Origin of the sequence: Acinetobacter sp. 12966 (genome assembly GCF_031196995.1) — a bacterium.
Taxonomy (GTDB): domain Bacteria; phylum Pseudomonadota; class Gammaproteobacteria; order Pseudomonadales; family Moraxellaceae; genus Acinetobacter; species Acinetobacter geminorum.
On record NZ_JAVIMC010000071.1, the window covers coordinates 217996 to 239111 of the forward strand.

A 21116-nucleotide genomic window follows, 5' to 3' on the forward strand; every position below is an offset into this window, starting at 1 on the left:
CTTACTCCGAATGTTGAAATTGAAAAACTGGATGATACAGATCATACGCAAACTCATCACAAGCATGTTGAAGCAAAGCTTGCGCATCTTGTTCTTGTAAAATAAAGCTCCAGTCTCGATGCAACTTGCAAGCTTCATTTTGAGTCATATCCCTTGTGGTAAATGACCCTGTTTCATTCCAGTATTTTAACAGCTCAGTGTAGCTCTTCTCATCCAGTTTTGCTTTTTCTGCCTGATTTGTTGTTTCCCACTGATATGCTTTGGCTTTTTCTAATGGTTTTAATAATAAGGCTGCTGGTAGAACCAATGGTTGTTGCTGTGCATGACGCCAGATTTTAAACCATGGCTGTAAATATTGCCGAGCTTGCTCAGAACTTACACCACTACAAATCACAGTTTGATCGCTAAAAACCACAATACGGCGTTTTTCAGCTCCTGCACTACCCTCATTCAAATAAGCTAACCAGAGCAGATATTCTAACCAAACTTTAGCACGTCTTTTTGCGCGAGCACTTGAAGGTTCCATGCTGACCCAGTCCCGAGTTTCAGACTTCGGAACGGTAATATTCATATGAAGCTGTTTAGCAATTCGCCAAATACGCTGAGTTGTTTGTGTCACTGCAGGTGCATAATGATGAAGGCGTTCAAGCAAACATTCTTGCTCGAACACACCTTGTTGCCATGCGCTATATTTGACTTTACCTACAGGCAACTGATCAATTAATACTTCAGGTTGTGCTTGCTGTTCAGAGTATTGTAAAAAATGTCGGATCGCATAGCGCCCTAAACCATCTAATAATAAAGGTTCATTTTGGTCGAGCACTCCGACACTTCCTAAGTTTTCTACCCCTAAAGTTTTCAAATATAACCGTGCAGGGAATGTCACATCCTGTATCCACTGTTGGCTCTCTAAAACCAACATGTCCGGTGCTTGTAGCGGATAGGTTGTGTTCGCCCAAGGTTGACGGTTTCCTGAAACTTGCTGAATTTGTGAAGCGACCTTAAACCAATGATCTTGATAGCGAATAACACTTTTTTCTACAGTAAAACCTTTCGGATCGAAGGGCTGTAAATCATGTAAGTGATAGAGTTGTTTTAATTGTGATGGAATTTCAATCCCTTCAATAACGACACTTTCAGGTACACCGTCTTCAGCTTTCACAATCAAGGCAAGATGTTCACGGAACTCTTGAAGAATACTCGAAGGTTCTCGCACCTCGCCATCGTTCACATCAAAGCCGTTATAAAACAGCCATAAATTGTCTTGGGCTAATAATAAAGCATCTAAAAACGCCCCTTGATCATCTTCAAGTCGAGAACGATCGCCTAACTGTTGACGCAGTGCATCCATTAAATCAAATGGAACATGGGTATCGCGGTTTGGAAATTGCCCTGCATCCAGATTTAGCAGGACCATTAAACGATAAGGTAACGGTCGAATGTGTCCAATTTGGGCAAAAGTAATTTGCCCAGTCGGCTCAGCTTGCGCACTTTGACTTTCTAAAGTCCGTTGAATTTCTTCAATAATATAAGGTAGTGGCAAGGTGATTTTGCGCAAAGTTCCTGTTTCTGTCTCGGCGTAATAACTTGCGAGGGTCAACATTCGCTCTTGTTTTTTAACAATTTCTCGCACAGCTTTTAGGGCAGCAACACCAACCTGCTCAAATTCAACAATATCTTTGCTCAGTACCTGAAGCCAATATTCAACGGTATAGACTTTCCCCTGCTCATGCAGAGTAAGCCAATCACGACGCTCATTCAAATCCTGATAAATCTGAATGAGTGTACCCACCAACTCGAAATCGCTCGGTTGAACTTTGGCATAACTCAACACCTGATTAAATGTTGCATGCACAGGCACAGCAATGCCAAGGGCCAATCGCTCTAAGGCAAATTTAAAACTATATCGATAATCATCATCACCCTCACACAAACTGCACTTGAGATGCTCTGCATCCAATCCTCGTTTAAAGCCTGCATCGGCGAGTAAATTTAAAATTCGCTCAACCTGAGCATATTCAAGTTCGTATCGTTGCTGAGTCGCATGCAAGCTTAACCAGTCAGCAAAATCATCAAAGCTAAAACGTCCTTGCATCAGCTGAATACGCCCAATTACAGCACGCCAAGCATTCAGTGCATCAAGTGATGCAACACCTGCAATCTTGACTGGCAAATGCACACCCTGCTCAGTGGCAGTAGCAGGAAATACACTTCGAATTAAAGGCTCTATGTCGGCTAAATTAGGAATTAAAACTAAAATATCGTTTGGGCGGCGCGGCTGTTCATGTGCTTTGGCCAACCAACCAATCAATTGCTCTTTTAAAACTTCAAGCTGACGTAAAGTTGAATGACAAACATGGATCTGAATAGAGTCATCGTCTGGAGCGAGTTCATATTGCTTAGCTTGAGGTTCCACTAAATGCAAAATATCTGACTGAACTTTACCGAGCAGACTTTCAGGAAAATCATCCACAAAAGCATCAACCCACTTACCTTCTTCACCCGTAGATAAATTCGACAATAGCGAAAAGTGGTCGCGGGCTTGTTTACCCAATCTAGTTAAAAGCGGGTGTCTAGACTCACGCGCTTCAGCATTAAAATTGAGTGTAAATTTATTAAAGAAATCGCTAATTTCAGCATCAGTAGCCTTTGGATTTTTCGCAATAAAACGCTCTTTTACACCTAAATCATAACGCTGCTTCCAGAGTGGATCGACACTATCGGCCCAATATTCTTGTGAAGGGTTATAGTGCAAAATCAGTACATCAACGTATTGGCCTAAACGGCGCAAGAACTGTAACTGGCTTGGCGGCAAATCTAATAAGGTAAAGATCACCACCTGATTAGGTAATCTTGAAATAGCACGCTTACTGCGGTCTGAATGATCTAACTCTTGCCAAAACAATGCATCAATTTGCTGCATCTGCAAAAAGTCATCATGAAAATGTTGTTGCCACAACCAACGCTGCCAACGTTCTAGCTCCTCAGTTTGATGTAATGCAAAAGCAGTCACTTCTTCATCTTTTTGCACAATATATTTTTCAATATCTAGTGCTCGGCCCTGCCCCCAAGCAGACAACCAGTTTTCCGGACAGGTACAACTATTTTCACAACCACGCTGACATTGCCCACGATAAATCATATAGTTACTAAATAGATCAGCAACCTGCTCAGCGACCCAGTACAGCATTTTTTGTTTTTTTAATTGTTTGTCTATGCCTTGTTCGAGTCGATCTGCGCTGTCATAAATACGCTGAACAATAGAATGTAAAGGATGCGACGAATCTATACTTATCGTGTCAGGTTGAATGAATTCGTGCAAAGCTTGATGCACCCGCCATTTAAAAATTAAACGGGGGATGTTCGCTTTACGAACCTGTTCTTTATGCGCAGTTAAAACTTGCTGGTAGGCGTACCACTGGAAGCCGCGTACCCGTTGGTGAAACTGGTAATTAGCACTCATGCCTTGCTGTTCTGCAAGTTTTTGTATCAGCCACTGCTCGACCGCAGGACTTGGAACAATAAAATGCTGGGTTTTCAAAACCTGTAATGGATGCGCTGAAGCTTGAGATGTAGACGTCAATACACCTTGCAACAACACATCAATACGTTGACTTTGAATAACATGAATCCCCATTTATTTCATATCCTGCTTGCATAATTTATGCACAAAATCATAAACATTCATTACTATACAACTGAATCTGACTATGTCACGTTGGTTTAAACACAGCATAATTTAACTTTGGGGTCACTTACACTTGGTTTAAATGACGCCATCAAGAAACTTATACAGGTAGACATTATGAAAATTGACAAGATTCCTGACTATATTGATCCTAGCCTAAATCTGGAACAAATTCGCGATGAGTGTCATGATCTCATCAAAAAAAGAGCTTACGTCTCAGCAGGAGCGGCAATTGTACCGATTCCTTTTTTTGACGTAGCAGTCGATTTGGGAATTTTGTCGTACCTTATTCCAGATATCAATTCCCGTTTTGGCTTAGCACCTGAACACGTGAGTGTCTACGACCCGAAAACTAAAACAATTCATTGGGATGAATTACGTAAACGCGGTTTTGAATTTTCAGGCTTTGTAGTAGCGCGTACTACAGTTAAAAAAACATTTAATGGCTTTCTTGGCAAAATCGTAACGAAACAGGTGACTAAATTTATACCACTAGGTGGGCAAATTGTAGCAGCAAGTTTGGGCTATTTCATGATGAAAAAAATAGCAGAAACTCATCTGAATGATAGTTATAACCTTGCAAAACGTATTCAGCAAAAAAGCCGTAGCACTATTGTAAATTAATGTTTGCCTTGTAGCTGAGAGCTTAGTCTGCTCTCAGCTGTTTTAAAATGGCCTTCAACACTTCTAAACGTGCCGTATATTTATCATCGGTTGCGACAATATACCAAGGTGCATATTCAGTACTAGTTCGCTCAAACATATCTGCGGCCGCTTTTAAATAATCGTCCCACTTATCACGATTACGCCAATCCTCTGCGGTAATTTTAAAGCGTTTATGCGGTGTTTCTTCTCTGGCCTTAAAACGCTGCTCTTGCTCATCTTTACTAATCGCCAGCCAAATTTTTACTACAATCGTTTGACTATCAAATAAATCTTTTTCAAAGCGGTTTATTTCATCATAGGCACGCTGCCATTCTAAAGGTGAAGCAAAACCTTCGACACGTTCAACGAGTACACGTCCATACCATGTCCGATCAAAAATCGTGATTTTTTCGGCCTCATTAATGCGGTTCCAAAAGCGCCATAAGTAAGGATGACGTGCTTCAAAACGTTCAGGTGCTCCAATACAGTGAATATCATATTCACGCGGGTCTAGGTTTTTAACGATTCGCTTAATGGCCCCACCTTTACCAGCTGCGTCCATGCCTTCAAAAGCAATGACGACATTGCGTTTATCGAAACGCATTGAATCAGCAATTTTCTTACTCAGTTTATCAAGCTCTTTTTTATATTCAGCTTTTTCAAGTGGTTCATTAGAAGGTTTTAATAAACTCTCTGGAATTTTAGCCTGCTGCCATTTTCCTTTAACTTCAGTTTCATGCTCTGGAAGTTGACGCATGTGTTGTAAAAGGTATTGAGCGAAAAACTGATCACGCTGCTTTTCATCTTCGCCATCAATAATGTACCAATCATCGGTAAAACGACGGCGTAACTTTTGCAAAGTGTCATATTGTTTTTTATTACGCCAATCTAGGCCATGCAGCTTATGCCAGTGTTGCTCTGACGGGTCAATTTTGTCTAAACGTTTTTGTAGTGATTTCCATGATAGATCGAACCAGACTTTAACCACATCGACATAGTTATTTTTTAAATCTTGCTCAAATGCCCGCATATTTTCAACGTATTCATCAAAACGCGAATCATCTAAAGGCTCGGAAACATGCGTTGCTGTGACGAGCAAATCGCTATACCAGTTGCCGAACATCACCACAATTTGTCCTTCAGTCGGAATAAACTCCGAGTAAGATTGCCAAAATGCTTCTGTATCTGTCAGCACACGTGGCGCGTCTGCTTTGACTCGTAAATATCTAGGGTCTAACCACTCACGAAGTTGCTTAACAGCCTCACCTTTTCCAGCCAATTCAATACCGCTCATTAATATCAGTGTGCTTTTAGCGTTGGGTTTGCCCCGACTTTCTTTTAACGCATATTGTGCTTCAATCAAATCGACTGAAAGCTGTTCTTCATCACGAATCTCAAATTTTGGTTGTTGTTCACTCATAGTCCACGGCTCTAATCTTTTATTGTTTAATTTCGATGATCTTTAACTTATGCGGTTAAATGATGAATTGCTATACAAATTATGTCATTGCGACAAAATTCTGTTTAAAAATTGACGCATGAATCATTTTTTTTACATCTACTCGCCATAGTACAAGGTTACAATGCCTTTTATGATTTTTTGCAAATAGCCCAATATTAGAGCCTTAAATGTCTAAACTCGCTGCTTTTGATGATCTTTTACAACAATATAAAACGTTTAATTATCACGATAATCCAGTGCTTGCCCAGCGTTTGCAAGATGTACAAACATGGCTAAAAGAGCGGATGAAAGATACGCATCATGACTTTTTTAATTTGCCAGCGCACAAGCTCATGTCAGAGTACTTTTTAAATCGTTTATATGGTGGCCCAGAGTTTGATGCTCTTGCAGCTCAAATTGAACGCCTATTGAAATATGCGCATAAAGCAGAAAAAGTCTTACCTGAAAATGCAATTAAAACGGGTACTAAATCGGTAAGTTTGGCTGTACTTGCAACCCAACTTGATGAGCAAGTAGCAATGCAACTTCTTGAGGACTATCCGGCAGATACAGTACTCACTGATGAGATTATGCGTTTAACCTTAATTAAGCTCGATCAAGCAGAAGCTCGTTACCAGCAGCTTGCTCTGCTTGACGATTTAGGAGCAGCACTCGATAAATACATGCGTTCATTTATGATGTTTACTGCTTTTAAAATGTGTAAAGGTATTGCCCAAAAATATCACTTCGAATTGATGTATGATTTCATTCAAGATGGTTTTAGTGCGATGAAACCGTTAAAATCGGCCGAGACCTTTATCAAGACTTTTACTGAAAAAGAACGCCAGATTATTGAAAATGTACATTCAGGGCATCCGAATCCGTTTAGAGTGTGATAAGGTCGGCACATAGAAAAACTCAACCTCGCGAAGTTGAGATTTTATTCATTATATTTGCATGATGATGCCTGTAAAAATAGACAAAATCTGTCATCATGCAGAACTTATTCCGTTTCACTTGAGTTTGAGTCTAGGAGAGACAATATGTCTAACGAAAACCAAAAGCCAACATCTCCAACTGAGCAGGCACAAAGTTCAGACAAAGTTAGCCCATTCCTAAGCTCACCTTTACCTCAAGGTACTCCTCAAGGGCAACAACAAACTTTACAGCAAACCTTAACAGACACACCTGTGAATGGTTCTGTACCTAAATACAATTTACCTCGTGGTGCTGGCAATACTGGCAACGTTGGTGAAACCACACACTTTGGTTACTCAACTGTTAGAACTGAAGATAAAGCACAAAAAGTTGCAGAAGTTTTCCATTCAGTTGCAAGCAAATATGACTTGATGAATGACTTGATGTCATTTGGTATTCACCGTTTGTGGAAGCGTTTTGCAATTAACATGTCTGGTGTTCGCCGTGGTCAACACGTGTTAGACATTGCTGGCGGTACAGGCGACTTAGCAAAAGTATTTAGCCGTGAAGTTGGTCCGCAAGGTCACGTTGTACTTTCAGACATTAACGAATCTATGCTCAATGTTGGCCGTGACCGTCTAATTGATGCAGGCTGTACCAATGTTGACTTCGTTCTTGCCAATGCTGAAACATTAGAACCTTTTGCAGACAACAGCTTTGACCTTGTAACCATTAGCTTTGGTTTACGTAACGTGACAGATAAAGACGCAGCACTTGCTTCTATGTTCCGTGTATTAAAACCAGGTGGCCGTTTACTGATTCTTGAATTTTCTAAACCTGTATTTGAGCCATTCTCAAAACTTTATGACCTCTATTCATTCACTGCTTTACCGATCATGGGTAAATTGGTTGCGAATGACTCAGAAAGCTATAAATATTTGGCTGAATCAATCCGTATGCATCCAGACCAACGTACTTTAAAAGGTATGATGGAAAATGCTGGCTTCCAGAACTGTGACTATCACAACCTTACTGCCGGTATCGTTGCCGTTCACCGTGGCTTCAAACTGTAAGGGATAACGATATGTGGTCGATTCTGGCACTCGGTGCAGTCGAACGTATCATTCATCATCTGATCGATCTGGATGCGGTTACCCGCATTCAGCTTAATCAGTTACAGGGCAAAATGTTGCGTGTTGTCATCGATAGCCCGCAGCTTTCTGTCGATGTGTTCTTTGACCAAGAAAAAGTACGTCTTGAACCTACCGTAACAGGTCATAGTGAAAAGCCTTCTATTTTTGAACAGCGTCCTTTTGATGCCCAATTCAAAATTTCTGAAGCAACTGCAACTTTGCATGTTAATGATGTCGTTGAACTAATTAAATTATTGGTCAGCGATCCAGACCAGATTGGTAATATCCCGCTCCAAGGTGATTACCACCTCCTACAGGATATTCAAAAGATTATGCAGCAAGCTGAACCTGATTTAGCTGCGCATTTATCAAGATGGGTCGGTCCTCAACTCGCCCACGAAATTGGCAAGATTCAACTTGCACCAAAACATTTAAAACGCTCCGTGCAAAGCCATCTGTTTTTTGCTGAAGATGCCTTAAAAGAAGATAGCGGCCTATTCGCTCCTCGCTGGGAAATGGACGACTTAACTCAAGCAACTCGCAAGCTTAATCAAGACATTGACCGTCTTGAAGCAAGATTGCAGCAACTCAATGCACAACTACAACCCTCTCAAGACTAGGTAAGACTGTATATGATTCCGCATGTTTCACGTTTACTCGAACTTTGGCGTATTGCAGCGCACTATAGACTCGATACGTTGTTCCCTGCGGATGAATTACCAGTTAAAGCTCGGCATGCATTAAATATTATTAAAATGCATCCAGCTGCATGGTCGAGTCGTGAACGTAAAAATCCTTTAAAGCTCAAAGAAGCATTAGAAGATATGGGACCACTTGCAATCAAGCTTGGTCAATTACTGTCTACTCGTCGTGACTTGATTCCACCTGAGGTGCTCGCTCAACTGGTTTTACTTCAAGATCAAGTAAAACCTTTTGATGGAGATGTTGCCAAACAACGTATTCAAGATTCGTTAAAAGCCGACGTTAATACATTGTTTGCTCGCTTTGATGACCAGCCACTAGCTGCCGCATCAATTGCCCAAGTACATACTGCTGCTTTGCATGATGGTCGCGAAGTCGTTGTTAAGGTCACTCGCCCTGACATTCGCAATCAAATTTTGCAAGACTTTGAAATTCTGGCATGGCTAGGAAATACGCTAGAAAGCCGCCTTGAAGCTGCCCGTGCGTTGCATCTCACCGAAATTATTCAAGACTATCGCCAGATCATTTTAAATGAACTGGACTTGAGTATTGAGGCAGATAACACCCGCCGTATGCGCCATTACTTTACTGGCTCAACCATGATGTATGTGCCAGAAGTCTACATGGACACCAAAGATGTCATGGTGGCAGAGCGCATTACAGGTGTTCCTATTTCAGACACGGCAACCTTTGACCGTTTAGGCATGGACCGCGCACAACTTGCAGAAAAAGGTTTAACCATTTTCTTCACGCAAGTCTTCCGCGATAACTTTTTCCATGCCGACATGCATCCTGGTAATGTCTTTGTAGAAACCATTAATCCAAACAATCCACGCTTTATTGCACTGGACTGTGCGATTATGGGCGAGCTATCTAAACACGACCAGATGACGGTTGCCCGCATGTTGCTTGCGGTCATGAACAGTAACTTTATGCAGCTCATTCAAATTGTGCATCAAGCTGGCTGGATTCCACCAGGTACAGACCAAGACGCTTTAGCACGTGAAATGCGCCGCACTGTTGGGCCAATGGTGTCTAAACCAATGGATCAACTTGATTTTGCGGGTATCTTAATTCAAGTCATGGATATTGCTCGACGCTTCCATCTTGAGATACCACCACAGCTCATGCTGCTACTCAAAACTTTAGTGCATGTAGAAGGCTTAGGTACTGATCTTTATCCGCAGCTCGACATCTGGAAATTGGCAAAACCAATTTTGACGGAATGGGTCAAATCCAATATGAACCCAGTCAAAAATGTAAAAGAGCTCGGCCAGCAATTACCTGACCTGCTTTTAGGCGCTCAAGATTTCCCAAGCTTAATTATTGATAGCTTAAATGGTTTAAAAAATCAGTCGGCTTGGCAAGACCGTCAGTTACGAGAAATTCAGCAACTTCGTTTGCAAATGGAACATCAGCAACGCCGCAGTTGGATATTCGGTAGTAGCATGCTGATTTTACTGACTATTGCGATTATTAGTCCTTGGTTTGTCTCGATTATTCTGATTGTGCTGAGTAGTTTATTAGCGCTGTGGCGCATATTGAAATAAGTTCAAAATCCCTTGCCAGTGCAAGGGATTTTTTATGGAAAAACTTTAGTTTTAAAAAAATTTATAGCTCACCTATTCATTCATTGCTAAATTGAACCCATAAATGCTTAAAAAGAACAAACAATGAAAACACCTCATTTTGCCATTATCGGTGCTGGTACAGCAGGTTTAGCCACAGCGATTTTACTCGCCCGCCAAGGCAATAACGTTACTATTTTTGAACAAGTTGATGAGTTATCTCCAGTAGGTGCCGGTTTATTACTACAACCTGCGGGCTTAGCTGTATTTGAACACTTAGGTGTGCTCGACAAAGCTTTAACATTAGGTGCAAGAGTCACAGGTCTAGAAGGACAACTTCCAGACAAGCGTCTTTTAGTTAACAGTCACTATCACGAAGCATCAGCACATCTCTATGGTTTAGGTATACACCGAGCTACTTTATGTCATGTACTCACTCAAAAGCTTAGTGAATATTCAAGCCAAATTACTTGGTATATGAGCCACTCTGTTGAAAGCTTCGAAGAACATAACAATGAAGTTCAGCTATTCGGCATGCATCAAAACTATAAGTTTGATGCTTGCTTTGATGGCCTACTTATTGCCAACGGTGCTCGTAGTCAATTAAGACCTAAAGCATGGGTAAAGGTTGACCAAGCTTACCCTTGGGGTGCGGCGTGGAGTATCGTTCCTGAGTGCCAAGTACTCGACTCTGAAATTCTGCATCAATTTTATGATTGCTCGAAAATTATGATGGGAATTCTTCCTACAGGCGCCATTCCAACAGAACCTCAACAACGCCTTTCAAGCGTTTTTTGGAGCTTACCTACTCCACAATTACAAAGCTTTTTACAAGATGAGCAGGCTAAACAAGCTTGGATAAAGCAAGTCTCAGAACGTTGGCCCAAAGTTGCAGAATGGCTGAAAGAAATTTTGTATAACAGTCAAACTCAGCCCAAATGGTTATCTGCAAACTACCGTGATGTCGTTATGACTCAATTTGGTCAAGGTCGAATTGGGGTAATTGGCGATGCAGCTCATGCAATGAGTCCACAGTTAGGTCAAGGTGCAAATATGGCATTATTGGATGCTTGGGCTTTCTCTCAATCATTGCAACATGCTCAAAAAAACCAGAATATTGATTGGTCCCTGCTCTGGCAGCACTACCACCAGCTTCGCCGTTCATCCACCCAGTTTTATCAATTTCTTAGTCGCTTATTAACACCACTTTATCAGTCTGATCATTGGTGGGCTGGAGGTTTAAGAGATTTAGTTTTTCCGTGGATGTATCAAATCCCTTATTTTCGAAAAGAAATGGCAATTACAATTTCAGGCTTAAAGACTGGTCCACTCCAACAACTTGACTATGATCAGGTTGCTCAATTACCTAAAGGAAACAGTGCGTTTCATTTAGAAAGCGAATCTCTGTCTGACTATTAACCCCACCAAATAATAGTGATTAACACATGAAAATCAGCCATCTTGATCATCTTGTTTTAACTGTCTCAAATATTGAATCTACCTGTCATTTCTATCAAACCGTATTGGGGTTTGCAGTCATCACGTTTAAAGGTAATAGAAAGGCTCTAAAGTTTGGAAATCAAAAGATAAATTTACACCATCAAGGCAACGAGTTTGAACCGAAGGCATTACAGCCGACTCCCGGATCTGCCGACTTGTGTTTTATTTCAGACACTCCCATTTCAGAAGTGGTTGCGCATCTTAATCAGTTAAATATTCAAATTGAAGAAGGTCCTGTTGAACGTACGGGTGCAATGCATTCTATTCTTTCAGTTTATATTCGTGATCCAGATCAAAATTTGATTGAGATTTCAAATATCCTCATGCCTTAGTCATTTGAATAAGATACAGATTGGTAAATGTTACAAGCTATTCATTACGCTAGCAAAGACAAAAAGGACAAAGAATTTTTCCGCAAAGCGACGTTGATGCCGTACACTATACAAGCTATTTTTTAGCATCAGATTGAAATCAATTTATAGTTCATATTTCTTTGGTGATTCCTCATGAATAACACGCAATGGCTCGATGAAGTAAAATTTAACGAACAAGGTCTTATCCCTGCCATTGCTCAACATCATCAAACCGGACGTATTTTGATGGTGGCGTGGATGAACCGTGAATCACTTGCGCTCACAGCAGAAAAAAAACAGGCGGTGTATTTCTCTCGCTCTCGCCAAAAACTTTGGCACAAGGGTGAAGAATCAGGTCATTTCCAAACAGTTTATGAAATTCGTTTAGACTGCGACGGCGATGTAATCATATTACAAGTTGAGCAACACGGCGGTATTGCATGCCATACAGGTCGTGAGTCTTGTTTCTACCGTAAACTTACCCCACAGGGCTGGGAAATTGTCGATGCACAATTAAAAGATCCTACTGCAATTTATGGCGATAAAGCCAAAACTGAAAGCCACGATCATGATCACACGACAGAACAAGTGGATGTACTTGCTCACTTAGGGCAATTAATGCAAGAGCGTAAACAAGCAGAAGCGGATACGTCATATGTTGCAAGCCTCTACAAAAAGGGCATCAATAAAATCTTGGAAAAAGTCGGTGAAGAAAGCGTAGAAACTATTATTGCTGCGAAAGACTACGCTGCTCAAAATACAGAAAGTAATTTAAATGACTTGATTTATGAAACTGCCGATTTGTGGTTCCATAGCATTGTCATGTTGGGTTATTTCGATCTTAATCCACAACTTATTATTGACGAATTAGCTCGTCGTCAGGGTTTATCTGGTTTAGTTGAAAAAGCTAACCGTAACAAGGTTTAAAATCACTCAGTGTCGAATATCGAAAAACCTAAAGCCACCTATGAGCAAGCAATTGCCATAGATAACGCACGTCTTGGGCAATCATTTAAAGTGATTGCCTATGCGGGTACAGGTAAAACTACTACCTTACAAATGATTAGTGATGCCATGCCTGAACGGCGCGGTATGTATCTAGCATTTAACAAGGCAATTGCAGGCGAAGCACAAAACAAATTTCATCGTAATGTAGATTGTCGTACTTTTCACTCCCTCGCTTTTCGCAGTGTGCCACGAGGTGTGACTGATAAATTACGCTTACCTCGCTTAAGCCCAAGTTTTATTGCAAAAGAATATCGACTACAACCTATAACTTTGCGACGCATGATGGGTGGACGTTATGAAAAATACGTCTTAATGCCAAGTCGCCTCGCAAGTCTTGTCGCCAATGCTGTCAGCTATTTTTGCTCGACCAGCTCGCAATACCCTGCTCCTCGACATATTCAGGCACCAAACTGGTTACATCCAGACGATATTACCGAGCTACAAACTCATCTTTACCCTGCTGTTGAACGCCGCTGGTTAGAGTCGATCGACCCGAATCATCAAGCAGGAATTGGTCACGATGTTTACCTCAAACTTTGGGCATTGTCTGAACCGAACATTCCAGCCGATTATGTACTATTTGATGAAGCACAAGATGCTGATCCTTTAATGTTGGGCATTTTGCTTCGTCAAAAAAATACTCAGGTTATCTATGTTGGCGATGCACATCAGCAAATCTACGCGTGGCGTGGTGCAATTAATGCCATGCAGCAATTACCATTGCCAGAGTCTCGCCTCACCACTTCTTTTCGTTTTGGTGAAACGATTGCCGATGTTGCCAATGCATTGCTGGGCGGCTTAAATGAAACTGTTCCTCTGCTTGGTAATCCAAACCAGAAATCAAGTGTTGTAAATAAACCACACACTAAAATGCGTGATGCGATTTTGTGCCGTACCAATGCTCGTGCAATGGAACTTTTATTAGCTGGTTTAGTTCACGGCGATAAAGTAAGTTTGCAGGCTGACCATCAAAAACTAAACCGTTTTGTAGATGCCGCAAGCCTCTTAAAGCAAGGAAAACGAGTTACTGATGTACCTGAATTAGCATGGTTTAATTCATGGCATGATGTCCATGAATATTGTGAAACTAATGAAGGTAGTGATATTAAGCCATTGGTTAAACTTGTCGATGACCACGGCACCGACCCACTAAAAAAAGCGCTTGCAAAGATTACACCACTTGAGCAAGCTGACTACGTCATCTCTACAGCCCATAAAGCGAAAGGCTTAGAATGGAACCGCGTTCATATTGAAGATGACTATCAATTTAAAATTAATGGGTTAGAACACAAGATTACCGATGAAGAATTAAGATTACTGTACGTTGCCTGTACTCGTGCTAAAGTAAGTCTAAATATCCATCATCTTTATGATCTGATACAACAATTAAAACTAAGGGCGCCTTTAAGTCTTCGTCAGTCGGTTGGTTGAAGCGCTCATATTTAGGTGAGCCTATGAAACTTGAATCTGTCCAATTTAAACATATTGCTCTGTTTCACGACCTTAAAATACACTTTCACTATAAAAAACAGCCAATCACCTTAATTTTAGGTGAACAGGCAACTGGTAAAAGTATGTTGCTCAAACATACTTACCATGCTTTAACTTGGCTCCCTGCTCGCCTTAAAGATTTGCGTAGTCCCGGTATTGTCATGCCTGATCAAGACATTACTCAGTCGCGTCTACAATCAAAAATTGAAGTGACTATTCAAGTTCCTTCAGAAATTGGTCATCTACCAGAAAGTACCTCTGCTCAGCAGGTAGATTCTTCGCTGTGTAGCTGGAAACTTTTTAAAACCTTAAATGCAAGCGGGATTGGAGTGAGCCAAGTTGAAACTCAGCAACTTGACCAAACCATGGCTCTTTATCAACAAGTCATAAAAAAAGATCCATTACAAGGACTTCCCTTAATCGCTTACTACCCAGCCGAGCGATTTGTAAATGATATTAATCTGCTTAATAAAAATTTACCTGGCATTACTCAAGCCATTTCAGCCTATGATATTAGCCCACTACCGTTTACAACTTTTACACGCTTTTTTGAATGGTTACGAGAAATCAGTGATATCGAAAATGCTCAAGCTGCATATCTAGTACAACGGATTAGATCTAAACAGTCAGATCAACAAGATCAAACAGAATTATTAAATGAGCTCCAAAAAGAGTTAGCAGGGCAACCTAAACAGCTCACTTCACCCAATCTCTATGCCCTCAAGAATGCATTGAATATAGTTTTGCCTGAGCTTAAAGACCTCTATCTACAGTATCAGCCTCGACTGCAACTCATGGTCGACTATGAAGATCAAACTTTACCTTTTCAGCAACTTTCAAATACAACAAAAACTTGGATTGCTTTAGTAGGCGATATAGCCCGCCGACTCTGTTTACTTAATCCTTTAAGCCTAAACCCTTGCCTTGAGGGGGATGGCGTTTTACTCATTGATCAAATTGATGCACAGCTCGACTCAACGCATTGCTCCGAGATCTTAAATCGACTTCATCAAGCCTTCCCACGCCTACAAATTATTGCAACAGGAAGTCGTGAAGAGCTCCTTGAACATGCTTCGACCTATCAATGTCTAAAATTAGAACACGGTAAAATTAGCCATCTTGATCTAAACACCACCAAACAACAGCTTGAACATATCTATACCTTACTTCAAAGAAGCGAGCCTTTAACACCATCTATAGAAGCACAGCCTCTGAGCTTAATAGACCCAACACCAGCACAGATTGAGGTTTTATTTCAGCAGATTCAGGGTTTGAATGAACAACAAAAAAATGAATTATTAAGAATGATTCATGCGGGAGACACACCGGAAGAGAGCCCTTCGGTTTAAGTTTTATAATCGAAAAAACCGCACTCACAAAATATATAGTTGAGTGAGTTTTTTGGGCACTAAAACAACTAGATGTTGTTACTACATGTAATAACATCAGATTTTCAATGCTTTTTTAGTGTACAATAAATTTCATTTTGCGTTTTTATTCTTCAAGTTGCGCAATACAACTTGTTTCTCGCTTTATTTTCTAATTTGGTTGGGTTTTCGGAATAATAAGCTTTGGAACTCTCTTTGAATTCCTATCTATTCTGAAATTAAAATTTCACCTTTAGGTTTCGGCCTAAATCATATATGGATACGAGTGTGCTACCGATAATTATCTTATTACCGTTAATATTAGGCACCACCCTTGTTTCATTGCTTCAACGGTTCTCGCGTGGAGTAACGGCTTTAGGGGCAATTGGAGTCAGTTTAACCAGTTTTGGTTTATTACTGACTCAAGCTAAAACTGTGCTTGGTGGTGCAAGCATTCAACAAAGCTGGGATTGGCTACCTCAATTAGGGATCAATCTGAGCTTCAGGCTCGATGCTCTTGGTTTATTATTCTCTTTACTTATTACCGGTATCGGTACACTCATTTATATATACGCCTATTATTATTTAGGCCCTAAAAATTCATTAAGTAAACTCTATACTTTACTCATGCTGTTTATGGCAGCAATGCTGGGTATTTCGCTCTCTAATAATCTTATTATTTTATTAGTCTTTTGGGAGCTCACCAGTATTTCATCTTTCTTGTTAGTGGGTTATTGGAGTCATTATGAAGCTGCTCAACGTGGCTCTCGGATGGCACTCACCATTACAGGGATGGGCGGTTTAGCAATGCTAGGTGGATTTGTTCTATTAGGACAAATCACCGGAACCTATGAAATTAGCGAAATCATGGGCATGAAAGATGTGATCCAAGCTCACACTCTTTTTATGCCTATGTTATTGCTTATTTTGCTTGGTGCATTTACAAAGAGTGCTCAATTTCCATTTCATTTTTGGTTACCTAACGCAATGGCGGCACCAACACCAGTGTCCGCTTACCTGCACTCTGCGACCATGGTAAAAGCCGGGATTTTTCTACTTGCCCGCTTACTTCCAATCTTTATAGGCGCTGCGATCTATCACAATATCGTTACGTTTGTCGGCCTCTTTACGCTCTGTATGGCAGCGTGTTTTGCTATTTTCAAAGAAGATTTAAAAGGACTGTTAGCCTATTCAACCATTAGTCATTTAGGGCTTATTGTTTGTTTACTTGGGATCGGTTCTCCTTTAGCGGTTGCCGCTGCTATTTTCCATATTATTAACCATGCAACATTTAAAGCAGCGCTGTTTATGCTTGCAGGGATTATTGATCATGAAACTGGCACACGTGATCTTCGAAAACTCAGTGGTATTTGGCAATTACTTCCTTTCACTGCCACACTCACCATGATCACCGCTGCCTCTATGGCAGGTGTACCACTTACCAACGGCTTTATTTCAAAAGAGATGTTCTTTACCGAGCTATTGGCAAATCTTTCAGGTTCAACGGTTATCTTTGCCAGTATTATTGCCACTCTGGCTGGTATCTTCGCAGTAAGTTATTCAATTCGCTTAGTGCATGGTGTGTTCTTTGACGGCCCAATCGGTAAACAAGTGCCAAATAAAGACGCACATGAACCACCAATCGGGATGCGTGCTCCAGCCATTCTTCTTGCTGTACTCTGTATCTTGGTCGGCATTCTGCCTTCGTTATTGGTAGAACCACTGGTCAATAGCGTAACTAGAGCAAGCTTAATGCAACCAGAATTTGCAGGTACACACCTTGCAATTTGGCATGGATTCAACGCTCCTCTTGTGATGAGTATTATTGCTTTAGTGGGCGGTACGCTGTTCTACTTTGCTTTAGCAAAAGACGGCATGATTCGTAAAATTGACCTTGATCCGCGCCTAGGTAGATTACAAGGCCGCATCTTATTTGATTTATTTTTAAAACATTTGCTTCTTACAAGCCGGAAAATCAAACAAAAAACTGAAAATGGTTCATTGCAAAGTTATTTGTTCTGGATAGTCGCTTTTAGCATCATCATAGTGACAATGCCTTTACTCAATCAAGGGCTGAGCACAGGTACGCGTGAACTCACCCATGCTCCATGGATTGCTGTAGTTCTTTGGCTAACGTTGTTCTCAGGCTGTTGGATGATGCTCTGGTTCCACCATGAGCGTATTAAGGCAGTACTTATTAGTGGTGCAATTGGTCTAGTGGTAACGATGGTCTTCGTCACCATGTCAGCGCCAGATTTAGCACTGACTCAAATTACAGTAGATGTAGTAACCACTGTTCTCTTACTAATGAGCTTATCGTTACTTCCACAGCTAACACCGTATGAGTCTCTTCGTTCTAGACGTTTAAGAGATGCAGCTTTAGCAATTATTGGAGGTTTAGGAATTGGTTGGATTACGTGGCTCATTTTAACCCGTGATCACAATTCGATTTCTTGGTTCTTTGCCCAACAGTCTCTACCACTTGGTGGTGGCTCAAATATTGTAAATGTCATTTTAGTTGACTTCCGTGGCTTCGATACCTTCGGTGAAATTACAGTATTAGGCATCGCTGCGATTGGTGCTCTATGTCTTATGGATGGTATGCGTGTACACGGCACAACCATGACGCAAGGTCTCACCTACCGTTTTAATCCATCACCGCTTATGTTCCGTATTACAGCATCTTGGGTATTACCACTAGCGCTTGTGGTCAGCGTTTATATCTTTTTGCGAGGACACAACTATCCAGGCGGTGGCTTCATTGCAGGTCTAATCACCTCAATGGCGCTAATCATTCAATATATTGCACTAGGTCAAGATCAAGCAGAACAGCTGTTAAAAGCGAAGTCTGGCCGCCTTTATGAAGTCTGGATTGGCACAGGATTAATGATTGCAGGTCTGACCGGTGTAGCAGCATGGTTCTGGTTACGTCCTTTCCTCACTAGCGCTCATATCTATGTTGAATTACCAATTCTAGGAAAACTACATTTACCTTCAGCTGCAAGTTTTGACTTGGGTGTTTATATCACCGTTGTAGGCGCGACAATGTTGCTTATCTCTGTATTAGGCGACTCTCGTCACTCGAGTATGTCTGGTCCTGTACAAAATCGGGAGGAATCATCATGATCAGTTTAGAATTCTTATTGGCTTCTGCTATTGGTTTACTTGTTGCCACAGGTATTTATCTGATTTTACGTGCTCGTACCTTCCCTGTTGTACTTGGATTGGCTGTAATCGGTTATGCAGTAAACCTATTTTTATTTGCCATGGGTCGACTACAAATCAGCTCACCGGCAATTTTAACTGAAACAACAAAAATAACCGATCCACTTCCTCAAGCACTGGTGTTAACTGCCATCGTGATCGGTTTTGCAACTACAGCGTTTATTGTACAACTGGCGCTACGTAGCCGTTATGAATCAGGTAGTGATCATGTTGATGCTAAAGAAGATGCTTCCCCAACATACGACCCACGTGAGGATGAGCCGTGATGTTTGATTTTTTATCTTTTTGGCAACAACACACGCCTATTTTTAGCATTCTTATCCCAGCATTTACTGGTTTTATCTTATTACTGTTAGGTAACCCAGGGGCAGGCTCCTTAAAAGATGACTGGCGTCAGCCTTGGCGTCGTGGTATTAGTCTTATCTCAGCAATTGCCGGATTAATTACCGCTATTGTTTATCTAAGTTACGCCAGTACGGGTCAAATTACTGTTTACCAATTAAGTGAATGGTCAGCACCATTTGGTATTGTGCTTGTACTCGATCGTCTGTCTGCTTTTATGCTAGTACTGACCTATGCATTAGCAGTACCAGTTTTATGGTATGCAAGTGACAACTGGGACACCCGTGGTCGCTATTTCCATGCAATGGTACATTTCCTATTGATGGGGATCTGTGGCGCATTTCTAACAGGCGACTTATTTAACCTTTTCGTCTTTTTTGAAATCCTACTGATGGCTTCGTATGTGTTGCTCTTACATGGACAAGGCAAACCTCGTTTTCAGCTTGGTGTTCACTATGTCATTATCAATCTTTTAGCCTCTGCCCTCTTCTTAATTGGGCTTGGCATGATTTATGGCAGTGTGGGTAGCCTTAATATGGCGGATGTCTCACGTCTTATACCGACACTTGAAGCAGATCAACACAAATTAGCAGTCGCTGGTTCCTTACTTCTTTTTGTTGTCTTCGGCATTAAAGCAGCAATGCTTCCTGTCGGTTTTTGGCTACCAAAAACTTATGCCGTTGCAAGTACACCTGTAGCTGCTATTTTCACCATCATGACTAAAGTCGGGATCTATTCTATTTTACGTGTAAATGGAACAGTCTTTGACGATGCACTTAGTCAAGAAATCTTAAAAAGCTGGTTACTCCCTATTGGCTTAATTACTTCACTCTATGGTGTGATTGCCGCAATTGGGGCAGATCGTTTACGTCGATTTGTCGGCTTTATGGTCCTTTCTTCAATTGGCACCTTACTTACAGCAATTGCCATGTCTAATACACAGGCATGGTCTGGCGCTTTATATTACTTAGTGCACAGTACATTGATCGGAGCAGCTTTTTATCTATTTTGTGGATGGATTACCTCACAACGTGGAGATTTTAAAGATCATTTAAAAGTTGCCCCAAGAATTAAACAAGAAAAAGCGGCTATGCTGACTTATTTCTTGATTGCGATGATGATGGCTGGATTACCACCTTTTAGTGGTTTTCTTGGAAAAGTATTCATTTTACAAGCGACAGTTGAAGCTAGCTATCAAGGCTGGATTATTGGTGTTGTGCTTGTGGTAAGCCTATTAAGTATTATTGCACTCACACGTGTTGGTTTTATCTTATTCTGGCGCGCATCTTCTCCAGAAGAAGATCCAATCCAGCCAGCTTATATTCTTTATCATGCTTTACCGGAACGCGCACCGCCACGTAACGATCAAGTCATTTATCTATTCTTGGCTGGTTTAATCGCATATGTTGTTTTTGCTGCACCAATTCAGCATTACACATTAAGCACCGCACAACAGATCCAAGACCATGCGCTTTACCAACACTCTATTCTTAAAGTAGATCAAAACGGTGAGTTCATTAGTGTACAGCCATATGACCCAAGTTACTTACCGGAAACGAAGTATGGCGGTGAGGTTGAAGATCATAATGCTTATCTTGTTCCAGATATTATTTCGAAAGATACGCTCAATGGCGAACATATTTCTGAATATAAACAACGACAAATTCAGCAACAGGACAAACTCCAAACGCCTACCATTGTTGATGAAAGTCAATTGAAACCTATGGAGCCATAA

At 41.0% G+C, this 21116-nt stretch carries 15 protein-coding genes; 13 read left to right on the forward strand and 2 right to left on the reverse strand.

The annotated features are described in order from the left end of the window. Position 1 precedes the first annotated feature (1 nt). Positions 2-3637 carry an exodeoxyribonuclease V subunit gamma gene (locus RFW85_RS11900; RefSeq protein WP_309171557.1) on the reverse strand — a complete coding sequence of 1212 codons (3636 nt, stop codon included), beginning with the start codon at positions 3635-3637 and terminating at the stop codon, positions 2-4. Between the two features lie 168 nt (positions 3638-3805). On the opposite strand from RFW85_RS11900, the gene RFW85_RS11905 reads away from it, so the two are divergent. After that, positions 3806-4312, forward strand: a complete 507-nt coding sequence (locus RFW85_RS11905) for a hypothetical protein (protein WP_005079307.1) — start codon at positions 3806-3808, stop codon at positions 4310-4312. Between the two features lie 22 nt (positions 4313-4334). On the opposite strand, the gene RFW85_RS11910 is transcribed toward RFW85_RS11905, so the two are convergent. After that, the gene (locus tag RFW85_RS11910; protein ID WP_309171558.1) at positions 4335-5753 is read right to left on the reverse strand and encodes a phosphate--AMP phosphotransferase; all 1419 of its coding nucleotides are present in this window, start codon (positions 5751-5753) and stop codon (positions 4335-4337) included. Positions 5754-5962: 209 nt separating this feature from the next. On the opposite strand from RFW85_RS11910, the gene RFW85_RS11915 reads away from it, so the two are divergent. The 12 genes from RFW85_RS11915 to RFW85_RS11970 all read left to right on the forward strand — a co-directional run bounded on the left by RFW85_RS11915 (position 5963) and on the right by RFW85_RS11970 (position 21116). Further along, positions 5963-6670, forward strand: a complete 708-nt coding sequence (locus RFW85_RS11915; protein WP_005079311.1) for a hypothetical protein — start codon at positions 5963-5965, stop codon at positions 6668-6670. A gap of 147 nt (positions 6671-6817) precedes the next feature. Continuing rightward, positions 6818-7765, forward strand: a complete 948-nt coding sequence (gene ubiE / locus RFW85_RS11920) for a bifunctional demethylmenaquinone methyltransferase/2-methoxy-6-polyprenyl-1,4-benzoquinol methylase UbiE (RefSeq protein WP_002114829.1) — start codon at positions 6818-6820, stop codon at positions 7763-7765. A gap of 11 nt (positions 7766-7776) precedes the next feature. Continuing rightward, positions 7777-8445 carry an SCP2 domain-containing protein gene (locus RFW85_RS11925; protein WP_134854067.1) on the forward strand — a complete coding sequence of 223 codons (669 nt, stop codon included), beginning with the start codon at positions 7777-7779 and terminating at the stop codon, positions 8443-8445. Positions 8446-8457: 12 nt separating this feature from the next. Next, positions 8458-10077 carry an AarF/ABC1/UbiB kinase family protein gene (locus RFW85_RS11930; RefSeq protein ID WP_078220076.1) on the forward strand — a complete coding sequence of 540 codons (1620 nt, stop codon included), beginning with the start codon at positions 8458-8460 and terminating at the stop codon, positions 10075-10077. 123 nt (positions 10078-10200) lie between these two features. Beyond that, complete coding sequence (locus tag RFW85_RS11935) at positions 10201-11514, forward strand: NAD(P)/FAD-dependent oxidoreductase (protein WP_078220075.1); 1314 nt, start codon at positions 10201-10203, stop codon at positions 11512-11514. Between the two features lie 26 nt (positions 11515-11540). After that, on the forward strand, positions 11541-11927 hold the full coding sequence (locus tag RFW85_RS11940) for a VOC family protein (RefSeq protein ID WP_078220074.1): 387 nt from the start codon (positions 11541-11543) through the stop codon (positions 11925-11927). 174 nt (positions 11928-12101) lie between these two features. Next, entirely contained in the window at positions 12102-12875 is a 774-nt protein-coding gene (gene hisIE / locus RFW85_RS11945; protein ID WP_309171559.1) for a bifunctional phosphoribosyl-AMP cyclohydrolase/phosphoribosyl-ATP diphosphatase HisIE, read from the forward strand. A gap of 9 nt (positions 12876-12884) precedes the next feature. Beyond that, a complete protein-coding gene (locus tag RFW85_RS11950; protein ID WP_170247566.1) occupies positions 12885-14387 on the forward strand; it encodes a UvrD-helicase domain-containing protein in 1503 nt (500 codons plus the stop codon). A gap of 23 nt (positions 14388-14410) precedes the next feature. Continuing rightward, complete coding sequence (locus RFW85_RS11955; protein ID WP_170247565.1) at positions 14411-15796, forward strand: AAA family ATPase; 1386 nt, start codon at positions 14411-14413, stop codon at positions 15794-15796. A gap of 294 nt (positions 15797-16090) precedes the next feature. After that, positions 16091-18940 carry a monovalent cation/H+ antiporter subunit A gene (locus RFW85_RS11960; RefSeq protein WP_170247564.1) on the forward strand — a complete coding sequence of 950 codons (2850 nt, stop codon included), beginning with the start codon at positions 16091-16093 and terminating at the stop codon, positions 18938-18940. Further along, positions 18937-19305 (forward strand): Na+/H+ antiporter subunit C, encoded by a 369-nt coding sequence (locus RFW85_RS11965; protein WP_002115033.1) that lies wholly within the window; start codon positions 18937-18939, stop codon positions 19303-19305. Before RFW85_RS11960 ends, RFW85_RS11965 begins: the two co-directional genes overlap by 4 nt. After that, on the forward strand, positions 19305-21116 hold the full coding sequence (locus RFW85_RS11970; protein ID WP_309171560.1) for a monovalent cation/H+ antiporter subunit D: 1812 nt from the start codon (positions 19305-19307) through the stop codon (positions 21114-21116). The genes RFW85_RS11965 and RFW85_RS11970 overlap by 1 nt, the downstream gene beginning before the upstream one ends.